The organism is Rugosimonospora africana, from assembly GCF_016862975.1.
GTDB classification, from domain to species: Bacteria; Actinomycetota; Actinomycetes; order Mycobacteriales; family Micromonosporaceae; genus Rugosimonospora; species Rugosimonospora africana.
Genome location: NZ_BONZ01000082.1, coordinates 22,320 through 37,561 on the forward strand (window position 1 = coordinate 22,320; position 15,242 = coordinate 37,561).

14 protein-coding genes are annotated in these 15,242 nt (G+C 68.2%); 6 read left to right on the plus strand and 8 right to left on the minus strand.

Annotated features, from left to right (window positions below; all coding sequences use genetic code 11):
• The first annotated feature begins 257 nt into the window (after positions 1-257).
• Both Raf01_RS38275 and Raf01_RS38280 read left to right on the plus strand, forming a co-directional pair.
• Entirely contained in the window at positions 258-2,615 is a 2,358-nt protein-coding gene (locus tag Raf01_RS38275) for a polysaccharide lyase 8 family protein (protein WP_203922997.1), read from the plus strand.
• Positions 2,616-2,635: 20 nt separating this feature from the next.
• Positions 2,636-3,784, plus strand: coding sequence for a right-handed parallel beta-helix repeat-containing protein (locus Raf01_RS38280; RefSeq protein WP_203922998.1), 1,149 nt, complete (start codon positions 2,636-2,638; stop codon positions 3,782-3,784).
• A gap of 80 nt (positions 3,785-3,864) precedes the next feature.
• Here Raf01_RS38280 and Raf01_RS38285 read toward each other — a convergent pair whose 3' ends face one another.
• From Raf01_RS38285 to Raf01_RS38295, 3 genes are all read right to left on the minus strand, one after another.
• Positions 3,865-5,295, minus strand: a complete 1,431-nt coding sequence (locus Raf01_RS38285; RefSeq protein WP_203922999.1) for an alkaline phosphatase family protein — start codon at positions 5,293-5,295, stop codon at positions 3,865-3,867.
• A 573-nt stretch (positions 5,296-5,868) separates the two neighbouring features.
• On the minus strand, positions 5,869-6,771 hold the full coding sequence (gene nadE / locus Raf01_RS38290) for an NAD(+) synthase (protein ID WP_203923000.1): 903 nt from the start codon (positions 6,769-6,771) through the stop codon (positions 5,869-5,871).
• An 8-nt stretch (positions 6,772-6,779) separates the two neighbouring features.
• Positions 6,780-7,712: an SMP-30/gluconolactonase/LRE family protein gene (locus Raf01_RS38295; protein WP_203923001.1), complete on the minus strand. Its 933-nt coding sequence runs from the start codon at positions 7,710-7,712 to the stop codon at positions 6,780-6,782.
• A 96-nt stretch (positions 7,713-7,808) separates the two neighbouring features.
• Here Raf01_RS38295 and Raf01_RS38300 point away from each other — a divergent pair, with 96 nt between their 5' ends.
• The gene (locus tag Raf01_RS38300; RefSeq protein WP_203923049.1) at positions 7,809-8,294 is read left to right on the plus strand and encodes an Lrp/AsnC family transcriptional regulator; all 486 of its coding nucleotides are present in this window, start codon (positions 7,809-7,811) and stop codon (positions 8,292-8,294) included.
• A gap of 155 nt (positions 8,295-8,449) precedes the next feature.
• On the opposite strand, the gene Raf01_RS38305 is transcribed toward Raf01_RS38300, so the two are convergent.
• A complete protein-coding gene (locus Raf01_RS38305) occupies positions 8,450-9,658 on the minus strand; it encodes an MFS transporter (protein ID WP_203923002.1) in 1,209 nt (402 codons plus the stop codon).
• 238 nt (positions 9,659-9,896) lie between these two features.
• Between Raf01_RS38305 and Raf01_RS38310 the strand changes: the two genes are divergently transcribed.
• Positions 9,897-10,616, plus strand: coding sequence for an MBL fold metallo-hydrolase (locus tag Raf01_RS38310; RefSeq protein ID WP_203923003.1), 720 nt, complete (start codon positions 9,897-9,899; stop codon positions 10,614-10,616).
• A 62-nt stretch (positions 10,617-10,678) separates the two neighbouring features.
• Here the strand turns inward: Raf01_RS38310 and Raf01_RS38315 are convergent, their stop codons facing one another.
• The 4 genes from Raf01_RS38315 to Raf01_RS38330 all read right to left on the minus strand — a co-directional run bounded on the left by Raf01_RS38315 (position 10,679) and on the right by Raf01_RS38330 (position 13,737).
• Positions 10,679-11,179 (minus strand): hypothetical protein, encoded by a 501-nt coding sequence (locus Raf01_RS38315; RefSeq protein WP_203923004.1) that lies wholly within the window; start codon positions 11,177-11,179, stop codon positions 10,679-10,681.
• 155 nt (positions 11,180-11,334) lie between these two features.
• The gene (locus Raf01_RS38320; protein WP_239134293.1) at positions 11,335-12,789 is read right to left on the minus strand and encodes an NAD(P)-binding domain-containing protein; all 1,455 of its coding nucleotides are present in this window, start codon (positions 12,787-12,789) and stop codon (positions 11,335-11,337) included.
• Between the two features lie 88 nt (positions 12,790-12,877).
• Positions 12,878-13,351, minus strand: coding sequence for a GNAT family N-acetyltransferase (locus Raf01_RS38325; protein ID WP_203923005.1), 474 nt, complete (start codon positions 13,349-13,351; stop codon positions 12,878-12,880).
• A gap of 62 nt (positions 13,352-13,413) precedes the next feature.
• Positions 13,414-13,737, minus strand: coding sequence for an ArsR/SmtB family transcription factor (locus Raf01_RS38330; protein WP_203923006.1), 324 nt, complete (start codon positions 13,735-13,737; stop codon positions 13,414-13,416).
• 390 nt (positions 13,738-14,127) lie between these two features.
• On the opposite strand from Raf01_RS38330, the gene Raf01_RS38335 reads away from it, so the two are divergent.
• Positions 14,128-14,577: an SRPBCC family protein gene (locus Raf01_RS38335; RefSeq protein WP_203923007.1), complete on the plus strand. Its 450-nt coding sequence runs from the start codon at positions 14,128-14,130 to the stop codon at positions 14,575-14,577.
• Between the two features lie 224 nt (positions 14,578-14,801).
• On the plus strand, positions 14,802-15,236 hold the full coding sequence (locus tag Raf01_RS38340; RefSeq protein ID WP_203923008.1) for a vitamin K epoxide reductase family protein: 435 nt from the start codon (positions 14,802-14,804) through the stop codon (positions 15,234-15,236).
• The last annotated feature ends 6 nt before the right edge of the window (positions 15,237-15,242 follow it).

The following is a 15,242-nucleotide window of genomic DNA, read 5'->3' on the forward strand; positions in this document are numbered from 1 at the left end:
AGAGGATCGATGGTTACAGCGCGGTAACAGGCCATGCCGGACCGGCACACGCCGCGGAGCAACCCGTCATCGACCTCGGTCCGCTCTACATTGGACGGCAAGGCCCTGCGTTTTTCACGTGCTTTGGCCTGGTGGCGAACGGCGAGGTGCTTGGCAAGGTCCCTGGCAATACCGGGTGGGTACTTTGGCCGCCATCGACAGAGATCTACTGGTCGTAGGCGCGCTCTCCTACAGCGACCGATGCCTTGGAGGTACCGATGAGGACCGGAAGCCAGAACCCCAATGCCCTCTCCCGTCGGACGGTGCTACGGGCCGGGGCGGTGACCGCAGCCGGCGTGGCCGGGGCCTTGCCGGCGGTCTCGGCCGCATCCGCTGCGTTCGGTTCCGATCACCTGGCCGCGGACGACTTCGCGCAGATGCGGCAACAGTGGCGGTCATTGTACGTGACCAGTGGTTACGACACGAATGATCCCGACCTGGCGCCGGTGCCGACACAGGTGACGGATACGGCGCAACAGTGGTGGTCGAGCATGGCGAAGAGCTCGTCCCGTTCGTATCTGTGGTCGGATGCCCAAGTGTCGGTGCAGCAGTCGTTCGCGATCGCCGATTCGTTCGCCCGGCTTCGGTCAATGGCGTTGGCGTGGGCGACGCCGGGGTCCGGCCTGTTCGGTAACGCGACGCTGCTGACCGACACGATCGGTGGCCTGGATTGGGTAGTCGCCAACTGGTACAACGAGAACCGCGCCGAGGTCGGTAACTGGTACGAGTGGGAAATCAGTGGGCCGCGTGCGCTGAACGACGCCGCGGTGATCCTGTTCGACAGGTTGACCAGTACCCAACTGCAGGCATATGGGCGGGCGACGGCGCATTACACTCCGGCGCCGTCGGGTACGGCCGCCAACCGGGCGTTGACCTCACACGTCGTCGTTGGTCGGGGCGCCCTGCTCGGCAACGGCACGACGGTGGCCAGTGGCGTATCGGGTCTGAGCTCGGTGCTGGTGTACGTCACGTCGGCGGAGGGGTTCTACCGGGATGGGTCGTTCATCCAGCACAGCTGCTACCCGTATGCGGGGGCGTATGGGGAGTTGTTGCTGGAGGCGTTGGCACCGTTGCTGGCGACGGTGGCAGGCACCCAGTGGCAGGTCGACGCCGCGATCGTGGCCGAGTGGATCCGGGATGCGTTCGATCCGCTGATCTGGCGTGGTTGCATCATGGACACGGTGATGGGCCGCACGATCGCCCGGCCGGATCAGCAGAACTCCTACTGGGCCTCGGGGATCCTGGCCGCCGCGCTTGACCTGGTACCGGCAGTGCCCGACGCCCAGCAGCCGTGGCTGCGTTCGGTGCTCAAGGAGTGGATCCTCGCTGACGGGACCGGTGACCCGCTGCCCGACCGGGATGTGCCGTTGCGGTTGACCGCCGCCGCGTTACGCGACGACAGCACGATTGGGCGGCGGGGGCCGCTGGTGGGCAGTCGGGTGTACAACAACCAGGACCGGATCGTGCATCGGCAGGCGAACTGGGCGCTGGGTATCGGCATGTTCTCCAGCCGGATCGGCAACTACGAGTCGATCAACAGCGAGAATCTGCACGGCTGGTGCACCGCCGATGGGGCGACCTACCTCTATGTCGGCAACGGCACTGAGTTCTCCGACGCCTACTGGCCGACGGTGGATTCGACGCGCATCCCGGGTACTACCGCGGACACCCGCACGCGCACCGACGCCGAGGGCAAGGGCTACCTCGGTGGCTACAACTGGGCCGGCGGAGCGAACGCCCTCGGCCGCTATACCGCCGGTGGGCTCAACCTCGACGCGCAGGGCTGCTCGCTGGTGGCGAAGAAGTCGTGGTTCTGCTTCGACGACGAGGTGGTTGCCCTGGGCGCGGGCATCACCGCCACCGACGGCCGCCGGATCAACACCTACGTGGAGAGCCGGAAGATTACCGGTACCGAGAAGCTACTGGCCAACGGCGCCGAAATCGTCGCCGCTCCCGGCTGGGCCGAACTGGCCGGCACCAAGTGGATCCACATCACCGGCGTCGGTGGCTACATCTTCCCCACCCCGACCCAGGTCGACTTCTGGCGCCAGTCCCGCACCGGCCGCTGGACCGACATCAACAAGAACAGCTTCTACGCCGACCAGACCGCCCAGCTCACCCGCAACTACCTCAGCGCGTTCATCGAACACGGCGTCAACCCCACCAACGCCTCCTACGCCTACGTCATCCTGCCCACCGCGACCCCGGACCAGACCGCCCAGTACGCGCAGACCCCGAACATTCAGGTCATCGCCAACACGGCCACCGTGCAGGCGGCCCGCTGCCTGTCCTCCGGCGTACTCGGCATCAACTTCTGGGCCGCCGGCACCGCCTCGATCGTCACCAGCCAGGACGCCGGCTCAGTGGTGGTCGTGCAGCAGGGCGGGCAGCTGACCCTCGCCGTGGCCGACCCCACCCACAAGGCCACCCAGGTCCGACTCACCCTCGCCGTCGCCGCCCAATCCGTGGTGACCGCCGACCCCAACGTGACGGTGGTCAGCCTCAACCCCCTCAAGGTGACCGTCAACGTCAGCGGCGCGGCCGGGGCCACCCGCTCGATCCGCCTCACCTACTGACCCCCGCTAAGGAGGCTTCCGTGAAGCTGCTCAGAGGCACCGTCTGGCGAACGCTTCTTTCGCTCGCGACACTGCTACCGCTGTCACTCGCGCTTCCCGCAACGGCGGCCCAGGCCGCAGACGTCTTCACGGTCTACATGTCGGCGTCCGGCTCGGACAGCAACGACGGCATGACCCCGACCACCAGCGTCTACAGCCTGGTACGCGTGCAGCAGGTGCTGCAGGCGCAGAAGCCGACGACCGACGTGGAGGTGCGGATCGCCACCGGCACGTACAGCGCGCCGCCCATGCAGGACTGGCGGTTCTACGTGCCCGGGCACACAATCTCGTTCCTGCCCGTCGGCTGGAACGTCGGCGATCCGGCCCCGGTCGCCGGCAGGCCCATCATGCAGAACAAGAAGAACGCCAGTGGCGTGTACCCCGACGGGTACTGGTTCCAGCCGAAGCTGCCCTCGGATCCGGCCGATCCGCTCTACAACGGCGGCGACAGCGGGCTGCGCTTCTACTACCTGCAGGTGCAGTACTACGGCGCGGGCGGGATCTCGATCTGGGGCGACTCCGAGCGCGACGTGGACGACGAGAACTACAACCCGCCGATGTACCAGCAGGCCGGCGCCGGGCTCAACGGCAACACCATGTACGGCATGCTCTTCACCCACCTGGGCAGCAAGTGGGCCGGCGGCCACTACGGCTGGGGCGCGGTCGTGCTCACCAACTCGTCCAACAACGTGATGGACAACAATCTGTTCATCGACATCGAGAACGGCGGCTCCTACGGCGGCTACATCCACGGCGCGTACATCACCCACTTCAGCAGCGACAACACGGTCACGAACAGCAAGTTCCGCCTGATCAGCAGCGATCCGGTGAAGGTGCGCGACCGCAGCAACGACAACACCATCGAGCACAACCAGTTCATCAACGCCGGAGTCAACTCGTACTACCGCGGTGAGTTCTGCGACCAGGCGTGCGCCATCGACAACCCGGGCACCGAGCGGCAGTGCGCGGAGTACCACAATCGCTTCTTCTACAACGACCTGGTCTCCGGTTACAGCGGAGGCGCCATCCCCACCTGGTCGCTCAGCCCTTCGGGCCTGACCAACGCCGGGGGCGACCCCTGCTCCATCCCCGCTGGCGAGCAACGCCTGAACACCGGTGGCAACACCTGACCCATCGTCGCCCGGACACCCGCGGCGAAAGGAGCCGGGAGCGTTGTTCGCTCCCGGCTCCCCTCCGCATGCCCGTGAGGTCACGGCACCTGCGGCTTGTGGCCCTTCTGCTGAACCGGCGGCGACTGGTCCGCACCCGGCAACGCCGGCTTCGGCAGGTTCGCCACCTCATACTGGGCGGCGGCCAGGCCGGCGGCGGTACCCGGGAGCTTCGGAGCCGTCTTGATCGCGTCCCGGAACCGGAACGCCGAGGTCAGGTCGCCGAAGGTCTCCCGGCGCCAGTCGGTGATGTTCGGCTCGTGCACGCCGGTGAGCTGCTCGAGGAACTGGAGCACCGAGGTGTGGTCGAACTGCTCGGTAGCCACCCAGCCACCCGCGGTCCACGGCGACACGATGATCAGCGGTACCCGGAAGCCGCCCCCGATCGGCAGGTTCTGGATGAACTCGCCCGGGGTGCCGGGCTTCGGTACCGGCGGGGCGACGTGGTCGAACAGGCCGTCGTTCTCGTCGTAGTTGAGGATGAAGGCGGTCTTGGCCCACACCTTCGGGTTCGACGCGATCGCCTCGATCTTGCTGGCCACGTAGTCGGCGCCGGCTGCGGGCAGGTAGGCCGGGTGCTCGGACTGCACGCTGGTGGGCAGGATCCAGGACACGGTGGGCAGCTTGTCGTTGGCGGCGTCGTACTCGAACTGGCCGTGCGGCGAGGTCACCATGCCGCGGTCGTACAACGGGTCACCCGGCTTCGCCGCCTGGAACTGAGCGAACTCCGACAGCATGTTGGTGCCGTAGTTGTCGGTCTCCTGGTACACCTTCCAGCTGATGCCCGCAGCCTGCAGGCGCTCGGCGTAGGTGGTCCACCGGTACGGACCGTTCGGCGTGTTGTTGGCGGTGATCGGGCCGCCGAACTTGCCGTCGGCGTCGACCGTGCCGGTCATCCAGTACAGCCGGTTCGGCCAGGTCGGGCCCATCATCGAGCAGAAGTAGTTGTCGCCCAGCGTGAAGGACTCGGCGAGGGCGAACTGGAACGGGATGTCGTCGCGCGTGTAGTAGCCCATCACGTACGGGCCGTTGGCCTTGTCCGCGGCGCGGTGCGCGGGCAGCCAGTTGTCCATCTTCCCGTTGTTCCACGCCTGGTGCTGAACGCTGTAGGCGTGGCTGGTCGACGGGATCGCCTGGGCGCTGCTGGTCCGGGTGTTGAGGTGGAACGGCAGTGTGTAGCCGTCCGGGTTGACCGGGTCGGGCTGGTAGAACACCGAGCGGCCGGTGGACAGCTTCATGGCGTGCTTGTCGCCGAAGCCGCGGACGCCGGCCATGGTGCCGAAGTAGTGGTCGAACGAGCGGTTCTCCTGCATGAGCAGGACCACGTGCTCGATGTCGCGCAGCGACGAGCGTCGCGGCGCGTCCTTGGCCAGCGCCTTCTGAACGCTGACCGGCAGGAGAGATGACGCTACGCCGGCGCCGGCCGCGGCCGCGCTGCCGGCGAGCAGCCGACGCCTGGTGAGTTCAGGCATGTGAGAATGCACCCCAATCGATGGGCGATCTTGGCAATGCCGAACTCTGCCGAAGCTGCGCGACCCAGTAACGAGGATGGATGGAACGGTTGTTAAACCACCGATGACCGTTCCGGAACAATTCCTGCGTGCCTCCGATGACCCGTCATCAACAAGGCCAACAGCATTCTCCGGGCACTACAAGACGTGGTGGAAAAAGGCACTACATAATGTGGGGCCGAATGGCACTACATCATGTCGGGAATTCTGTTTCCAGCATTGACGATGGGAGCACCGCCTCCGATCCGTGCTGGTCAGAGGCGGTGCTCCCACATTGGGCGCAGGCAGGTCATCGGCAGAGGATAGGTTTCCACCTCGCTGCCTTCGGCCGCCGGTGAGGACTATTGCTGTCCCTCGCGGCGGTGACGTTGACGCCGCGCGTCACAGTATCTGGGACCCATTCGCTTTCACCAGAGGACCCACATCGATCGCCCCGCCGGCGTACGCATAACGGCCGTTCCGCGGCGACAACAACCCGTTCCGCAGACAGCAGTGCGCGCATTGGCCGGCTTCAGGCTTCACCGGTATGCCCGGTCACCGCTGCGACGGAGTGGGTTGTGACTCCGAGGTCTGATCTTCTGTGGGCAGTTCCGCTGGGGCTGCCGGCGGTAGGCGCTTGTGCGCGGTGCTGTGGTAGCGGTGATGGATCGCCGCGGCGACGGCGGGCGACACAGCCCGCCCTTCGAGGAAGTCGTCGATGTCGTCGTAAGTGACTCCGAGGACCTCCTCGTCAGGCTTTCCCGGGCGCAGGGACTCGAGGTCGGCGGTCGGCGTCTTGTGGATTAGCGCAGGCGGTGTGCCCAGCGCGTCAGCGATCGCACGCACCCGGCGCTTGGTTAACCCGGCGAGCGGCAGGAGGTCGGCCGCACCGTCGCCGTGTTTGGTGAAGAATCCGGTGACGGCCTCGGCGGCGTGGTCGGTGCCGACGACGAGCCCGCCGGTCGCGCCGGCCACCGCGTATTGGGCGATCATCCGTTGTCTGGCTTTGATGTTGCCCAGGACGAATTCCTGCTCGCGGGCGTCGCGGAGGGTCATGCCTCCGGCGAGCAGGTCATCCAGCATGGCGTCGCTGGCCCTCTGGATGTTCGAGGTCAAGACCCGGTCGGGGCGGAGGAAGGCGAGAGCGGCCTGGGCGTCGTGTTCGTCGCTTTGGCTGCCGTAGGGCAGCCGCATGGCGATGAAGGTCGCATCACCTCCGGTGCGGCGTACCTGCTCGACGGCGAGCTGGCACAGTCTGCCGGCGGTGGCCGAGTCGATGCCGCCGCTGATGCCCAGCACCAGGGTTGTGCGGCCGGTGGTTGTCAGTGCGTCGGCAAGGAACGCGATTCGTCGGGCGGTGTCGCGGTGCGGGTCGAAGTCCGCGTCGACGCGTAGTCCGCGGGCGATTCGGTGCTGGAGTTGCCGTATCGGTGTGCGCTGTTCCTGGTGGATGTGCATGGCGCGGCTCACCGCCCTTGGCTGTCGGCGGGTCGAGGGTAGTGGGCGCCGTTGAAGGTGACCCGCAGCGTGTACACGGAGCGGCCGGCGGTGATGTATAGCTGATTGCGTTTCGGTCCGCCGAAGGTGAGATTGGCGACCGGTTCGGGCAGGAGCAACTTCCCGATGAGGGTGCCGTCGGGGGCGAAGCAGTGCACGCCGTCCCACGCGGCGGCCCACAGCCGGCCGGTGTCGTCGATGCGAAAGCCGTCGAAGCGCCCGTTGTCACACTCGGCGAAGATCTTGCCCCCGCTGAGGGTCTTGTCGGCGGTGACGTCGAAGACACGGATGTGGCTGGGTTCCTGCCGGGTGTCGGCGATGAACAGTTGCTGTTCGTCCGGTGAGAAGGCCAGGCCGTTCGGGCGGCAGAAGTCGTCGGCGACCACACGCAGGTCCCCGGTGACGGGGTCGAGCCGGAACACGTAGCACGAGCCGCCGAACTCGGAGTCCGCCTTGTTTCCCTCGTAGTCACTGTCGATGCCGTAGGCCGGGTCGGTGAACCAGATCGTGCCGTCGGCCCGCACCACAACGTCATTGGGGCTGTTGAGCTGCTTGCCGTCGTAGCGGTCCGCCAGCACGGTAACCGTGCCGTCGTGCTCGGTGCGGGTCACCCGCCGGTTTCCCTGCTCGCAGGTGATCAGCCGGCCCTGCCGGTCGATGGTGTTGCCGTTGGCGTATCCCGAGGGCTGGCGAAACACGCCAACCGCGCCGGTCGTCTCGTCCCAGCGCAGCAGCCGATCGTTCGGGATGTCGCTCCACACCAGATAGCGGCCGGCCGCGAAGTATGCCGGGCCTTCCGTCTTGCGTGCCCCGCCGTGCAGGACTTCCAGGACGAAGTCGCCGTCGAGGTGCCGGAATCGCTCATCCAGCAGCCGGAACTCGGCAGGGACAATGTCAGCCATGCGACCCTCCATGCGGAACGGGGTTTTGATGGAGAGCATGACCGCCGAATCTGGTATGGTCAAGCTGTTTGCTACCCAGATCACGATAGGCACCTGATGGTTGATGGTATTGACCGCGCCCTGCTAACACGGCTGCAGCGCGACGCGGCCCAGTCCTACGCGGCCTTGGGCGACGCGGTTGGCCTGTCCGCAGGCTCGGCGCACGAACGAGTGCGCAAGCTGCGCGAGCGAGGCGTGATCCGCCGCACCACCGTCGACGTCGACCCCGCCGCCGTCGGACGTGGCGTGCTCGCCTTCGTCATGCTCGGCGCCAATGCGTGGATGGGCGACGCGGCCACCTGTGACGCGCTCGCCGCCATACCTGAGATCCAGGAGGCTCACATCATCGCCGGCGCGGCGAGCGTGCTGGTGAAGATTCGCACCGCCACTACCGAAGACCTGCAAGCCGTACTGAGGCGCCTGTTCGCCATCGACGGAGTCACCAGCACTCAGACCCTCGTCGTACTGGAGTCGTTCTTCGAACGTCCCATCGACGTTCACGACCAGCGTCCCGACGGCCAGGAGCGATCCCCGGTGCCGTGACACAGTCACGACTGCCAAGTGCCGATGTCAGTGGCCCATGCCGACGCCGCCATCACGGAAATGACGGCACCCGTGATGTAGCTGGCGCGGGATGTTCCACGGCCGATGGCTGGATCGTCGCGCAGACCATCCACCACACGGTCGGGCGGCGAGTCCTATACCGGCTCGGCGCCGGCCGGATGTGACCGGGGCGACCGGGACATCGTCACGGCCGACGCGACGGCGAACGCGGCCGCGGCCACCAGGACCAGGCCGGGCATCGGGATCCGCAGCGACCACGCGAACAGCCCGGTCGCCGCGACCGGGACCGTGGTCTCCGCGATCGCGCTGATCCCGGTCAGCGTTCCCTGGACGGTGCCGTGCTCGTCGCCGTGCGCCAGCCCGGAAATCCACGACTGCGACGCGGTGCCCCCGATCGCCGAGACCGCGCCCACGGCCATGCACGGCGGGATCAGCCATCCGGTCGGTACCAGACCGAAGCCGGCCAGGCTGGCCGCGCCGGCGAGCGAGCAGACCACCGACGCGCGCCGCACGCCGAGCCACCGGACGAACGGGCCCGAGACACGGGCGGACACCACCGCGCCGATGACGGAACTGACCGCGAGGGTGGCGCCGACCTTCGCGGTCGGCCAGCCGAATCGGGCGACCATGACGAAGACCCACATGACCTGGTTGGCCATCCGAGCGATGTCGCCGAGCAGCCGGGCGATGACGAGATGCCTCAGTTGCGGCCGGCGCAGCATCGAGGCGATCGCGCTGAACGGGTTCGCCAGCCGCCAGCCGATGCCGGTCCGCCGGTCGCCGGGGCGTGACTCCGGCAGTACCAGCAGGCCGAACGCCGCGTTGGTTGCCGCCAGCCCGGCCGTGACGAGGAACGGCAGCCGGACGCTGACGCCGCCGAGGAGCCCGCCGAGGACCGGCCCAGCCACGAACCCGGCCGAGAACGCCGCACCCACGTACCCGTAGGCCCGCGGGCGGTCGGCGGGTTCGGTGATGTCGGCGAGGTACGCGTTGATCACCGTCATCGTTCCGCCGAGAGCACCCGCCGCGGCGTGCGCCGCGAGGATGGTGGCGGGCGTGTTCGCGATCGCGTGGGCGAGCCAGTCGACGCCCAGGAAGGACATGGCCAGGATCAGGATGGGACGGCGGCCGTACCGGTCGGACAGCCGCCCGAGGAATGGCGAGGCGAGAAACTGCGTGACGCCGAACGACGCGTCGATGAGGCCGGACCAGTGCGCGGCGCTGGCCGCGTGTCCGGTGATGGTGGTCATCAACGCCGGTACGACCGGCACCACGATGCCGAGGCCGAGCATGTCGATGAAGACGGTGATGAGCAGGAACGCCAGAGCGGGCGAACGGCGCATGAACGTGCTCCTTGAGGTGGGCGGTTCAGGACCCCCACCCGTTCGGAGACACGGAGGATTAACGTATCGCGGCCGTCAACCGATTTTCGGCGGGCGGCTCACGGCTCCCGGTACCTTGGTGCACGTCTTGCTCACCCAGCTTCCCCGGCGGTCGTCAGCTGCCTGGCTATTGCCATTAGCTTTTGGGATATGTAGTATAGCCAACTGACGCCGCCCGTACTCACCGACAGGACTCATCATGAAGCTCGGCCCGTCCCTGTACCGCATCGGCAACGACATCGTCGCCGCCTACCTCGTCGATACCCCCGAGGGCATCACCGTCATCGACGCGGGCCTCGCCGGGCACTGGCGAGATCTCACCGCGGAACTGGCGGGCATGGGTCGTTCGCTGGACGAGGTCCGGGGGCTCATCCTCACCCATGGAGACACCGATCACATCGGGTTCGCCGAGCGGATCCGGCGGGATCACGGCGTTCCGGTCTACGTGCACTCCGCGGACGCTGCCCGGGCGCGCGGCGAGTTCAAGGCCAAGGCGTCCTGGGGGCGCATCCGGTTGGGCGCGACGGCCCGGTTCATGGCATACGCGATGAGCCACGGAGGGCTGCGCACGACCTACCTCTCGGAGGTGGTCGAGGTGACCGACGGTCAGGTGCTCGACCTGCCCGGCGCCCCGCACGTCATCGGGCTGCCGGGCCACTCACCGGGCAGCATCGCCATCCACGTCCCCGTTGCCGACGCGGTGTTCGTGGGCGATGGGTTGACCACGCGTCACGTGCTGACCGGCCAGCGCGGACCGCAGCCGGCGCCGTTCACCGACGACCCGAAGCAGGCGCTGGACTCGCTGAGCCGGCTCGAAGGGCTGCAGGCCAGTTGGCTGCTCCCCGGCCACGGCACGCCGTGGCACGGCAGCATCGACGAGGCGGTACGCGAGATTCGGGCCGCAGCGGCAGCGGCATAGCCCCGCCGAGCCCTCCGCGACCGCGGCCTAGCCCCGGCCGGCTCGACGTAACCCGCCGCCGCTCATTCCAGGTCCAGTTCGGGATTGCGTTGTTCAGACCCGCGCATCGAGTCGTGTCGGTAGTCGCCCTCCGGCGCCTGCCTCGCCTCCCGCTCGGTGGCGTAGACATTGTGGAACCTGCCGTCGTAGACGCTGTTGGCATCCCAGTCAGGGTCGTCACGGTGCCACCGCACAGCCACCTGCCAGACCTGGTGGCTCGCACCGCCGTTCAACGTGTAGTCGTGCCGGGTCAGACTCATCGAGTAGTCGTAGATGTTCTGGCTGACCGTCCAGCCGGACAGTCGCTGCGCGCTGTGCCGCACGACCGAGACCAGCGGGCGCAACAGTGCCGCCGGCACATGCGCGCAGTTTCCCGCGTCGGCGACCAGTTGCAACGCCTCCACCGCCACCGGCGGTACGGACATCGCCGCGCTGATCGTCGCCTCGACCCGCGGCAGAAACAGCCCGTCGTCCCAGAACGACCAGAACCGACCCCACGCGACCGGGTGTGGGCCGCGATCCACGGTCATACTCCCAGCCCGCCACAGCCGAGGGTGGTCATGGAGGTAGCTACGCGCCTTTTGAGGGCTGTCGAATACCGTCGGGTACGGCCCAGGTGAGTACTCTGCCTCAAACCGGATCCGGGTGGCGTCCCCCGGTACCTGCGGCGCATAGGCAGTCATCTCATCCTCCGCGGGTGATGGATTCGCAGGTCGACGATCGAGCAGCAGCCGCCCGCCTGGTCGGCCTTGGGTGCGCCGACGGGGATGAGGGTCAGCGGCGCGGACAGTAGGCCACCGTTGATGCTGGTGGCCAACCCGCGCCCGGTGGCCTCGGCCGCAGGAGCGCCACAGCAGCCGGCGCTGGCACTCTCGCCTTGGATCCGGCCGTCCTCATCGACGACGAAGCTGCTGGAGCAGGCGCCGGTTTCGGGCAGGTCGAGGTGGACGTCGCGGGCGGCATCCCAGTCCCCTGCGAGGGCGGCGGCGATGGAGCGGACCTGTTCGTAGCCGGTGGCCATGAGGAACGTGGGGGCCCGACCGTAGCTCTTCATCCCGACGGCGTAGAAGCCGGGCTCGGGGTGGCTGAGTTCGTCGACGCCGTGGGGTGGGACGGTGCCGCAGGAGTGCTGGTTGGGGTCGATCAGCGAGGCCAGGGCCCTGGCGGAGCCGAGGATCGGATCCAGGTCCAGGCGCAGTTCACCGGTGATGCTGTGGTCGGGGCGGAACCCGGTCGCGGACACGATCCGGTCGGCGCTGACCGTCCGTTCGGTGCCGTCCGGTGAGACGCCGGTGACCTCGACACCACCGCTGGTACCAGTGAACAGCCGGTGGACGGAGAAGCTGGTGAGCAGCCGGATCCGGTTGGCATGGACGTGCTCGCGCAGGATGGTGCCCAACGCGCCGCGGGCGGGTAGCGCGTCATCGTCCCCGCCGCCGTAGGTGCCGGCCGGGCTGGCCGCGCGGATGGCCCAGGTGATCGTGGTGGTGGGCTCCTGTTCGGCGAGGGTGGCCAGGGCGAGCAGGGTGTTGGCGGCGGAGTGGCCGGCGCCGACGACGAGGGTGTGCCGGCCGGCGTAGCGGTTCCGGTCGGCGCCGAGCACGTCGGGCATCGCGGGGCCGATGTGAGCGGTGACATCGGGGTCGGTTTCGCCGTGCGCGGGGATGCCGGAGGCACCCAGCACGTTGGGGGTGGTGAAGGTCCCGGAGGCGTCGATGACCGCGGGAGCGGTCAGGTCGGTGCCGTCGGCAAGGCGGATCAGGAATGGCGTGTTCTCGCGGCCGGCGGTACGGACGCGGTCCAGGCCCAGTCGGGTGACCGCGATGACGCGGGCGTGGTAGCGGATGTGCGGCGCGATGAGCGGCAGCTGCGCAAGCGGGGCAAGGTACCGGTCGACGAGGTCGGCGCCGGTGGGCAGCACGTCCGGGTCTGGGGCCCGCCAGCCGGCGCTCTCCAGGAGACCACGGGCGGCGGAGTCTGTGTTGTACCGCCACGGGGAGAACAGCCGCACGTGTCCCCACTGGCGTACCGCGTCGCCGGGGCCGTTCCCGGCTTCGAGGACAAGGAAGGGGAGCCCGCGTTCGTGGAGGTTCGCGGCGGCGGCCAGTCCAACCGGGCCGGCGCCGATCACCACGACGGGCTGGCTGGGGCTGTCGTGCGTGGCGTACTCCTCTGTGGTTCGGAAATCGCCGAAGCCGGATTGGCGTGTTGTTCGTGGCTGGTCAGGTGATGGTGGGGCTACGTCGTTCGATGAACACGACGTCGCGCCACCGGCCATGGTGTTGTCCAACGCGTTCTCGAGTGCCGACCGTGCGGAAGCCGGCGCGCTGGTGCAGCCGGAGGCTCGCGGTGTTCTCCGGGAAGATGCCGGATTGGATCGTCCAGATCCCGGCGGCTTCGGTAGACGCGATCAGCGCGTGCAAGAGGGTCAGTCCGACACCCTGACCGCGGGCGGCGGGGTGGATGTAGACGCTGTGCTCGACGACCCCGGCGTACACCGGTCGGGCGGATATCCGGGAGGCGGCGACCCAGCCGAGGACCCGGTCCTGTACGTCGACGGCGACGTGCCGGTGGTCGGGCAGCTTGCCGGCGGTGAACGTCTCCCAGTCCGGTGCCCGGGTTTCGAAGCTGGCCTGCCCCGTTTCCAGGCCAGCCTGGTAGATAGCGAGGACTGCGGCGGCATCACCGGCCGCCATCGGCCGCGTTGTCACACCTTCGGACGTACGAGTGGCCGGACCAACGTGCGGCATGCTGGCCATCAGCAACCCCCCGACGGGGCGGGGGCGGGCTTGCCCATGACTACGTCGGCCGCCGACGGGAAACAGCCGATACACGTCTGGTTGATTCGGTAGTGGCGGGCATTGCCGACCGGGTCGACGAGCACGAACCGCACCTCGGCCAGGATCTTCAAGTGCTGGGACACAGTCGACTGCGCCAGCCCCATCATCCCGACGATCTCCGCAACGCTCATCGGCCTGCGGGCTCGGGCGAGCAACTCCACGAGCTGGACTCGAGTCGGGTCGGCCAGCGCACGAAACCACGACGCGTACTCCGCCGCGGTGGCCCGGTCGAGAAGTTCCATCCCGCACCTTCATCGTCAATCGCCGATCAACGATGAAACTGTAGCCGGAATCGCGGCAAGCTGCCACACGGTCGCGAGAACCAGGTGGGCCATCGTGGTCAGGGTGTCCGGATCGACGCGGTCCAGTTGGTGATCTTCCTGGCGTAGGTCTCGCGAATCACCTCGCCGGTGGACTTCAACCCGGATGGCGCCCCCTCTGCCCGGGCGCCGTTTCACCTCCGGACGGCATCTCGGCCGGCGTAGCGTCGCGATCAGGCGGCAGAAGGGAAGAGTGGGGTGCGGGCCCGGCGGTGGATAAGGGGGACGGCTGTAGGCGGCGCTGTCGCCGCGCTGGCCTATGTCGGTGTGGCGACCGGCGCGGTCACCGTGGACGTTGGGGTCGGCCGGCGGATGCGAAAGCTGAGCGTCTCGCCAACGGATATCCAGGCCCGCAGGGAGGTGGTTTTCGAGGTGCTGGCCGAACCGTATCTGGGGCGCCAGACTCGGTCGGTAGCCGAGAAGATCACGGTGCTGGAACGGGGCAGCGACATGGTCCTGGCCGCGCATCGCACACGGGTAGGTGCCGGGCTGGTCGCGGTGACCGTCGAGACCGTCCGGTTCACCCGGCCGGAGCGTGTCGAGTTCCGGCTTGTTCGCGGCCCAGTGCCACATGTGGTCGAGCAGTTCCTGCTCAGCGAGCGGGACGGTGGCTGCGTGCTGGAGTACACCGGCGAACTGGGTACCGACGGCTGGGCAGCCGGGGCTTGCTGGGGCCAGATTGTGGCTCGCCGATGGGAGACCGTGGTGGCCGACACGGTCGTCACGGTCAAGGCCGAGGCGGAACGTCGGGCTCGGCGCTGACCCCTGATCCGTCCGGCGATGGTATGCACGGCCGGTGCCGGGGCATCACCGCGGGCAGTGACGGGAGCGGAGGTAGCGCTATGGAGCGAACCGGTAAGGGCCTGCGGGCGGCTGCGATCAGGCCGGGCCCCGACGGGGTTGGTCGCGGTTCGAGTCGGTCGGCCGAGCGGGTCAGCGATGATCTTCGACTGGACCTGTCATCGGTGATGCGTCGCCGCCGTTGGGTGGCGGGCCTGACCTTGCTGGCCAGCGCGGCCTACGGAGTGGTGGCTGCCTACCAGTACGGGCTGCTGCGACACCTGCCTGAGCCGCCCTGGAGAGGATTGGACGCCGACCGGGTCGATGCCAGCGGCGAGGCGTACGCGGTGGCGCATACCCCGGACACGGCCCTGGCCCTGGCCAACGCCGCCATCACGCTGGCCCTGGTAGGGATGGGGCCGGCCGATCGGGCGGCGCGGCAGCCGTGGTTGCCGCTGCTGACCGCGGGGAAAGCGGCTGGGGACGCGGCAGCCGGGGCGTGGCTGTTCGCCGAACAGGTGACCAAACACCGGCGGCTGTGCGGTTGGTGCACGCTTGCGGCCGCGACCGCAGTCGCCGCCGTGCCGCTCACCGTTCCCGAGGCATATCAGGCGTGGCGTGCGGTACGCCGGCACAGCTGAAAATCC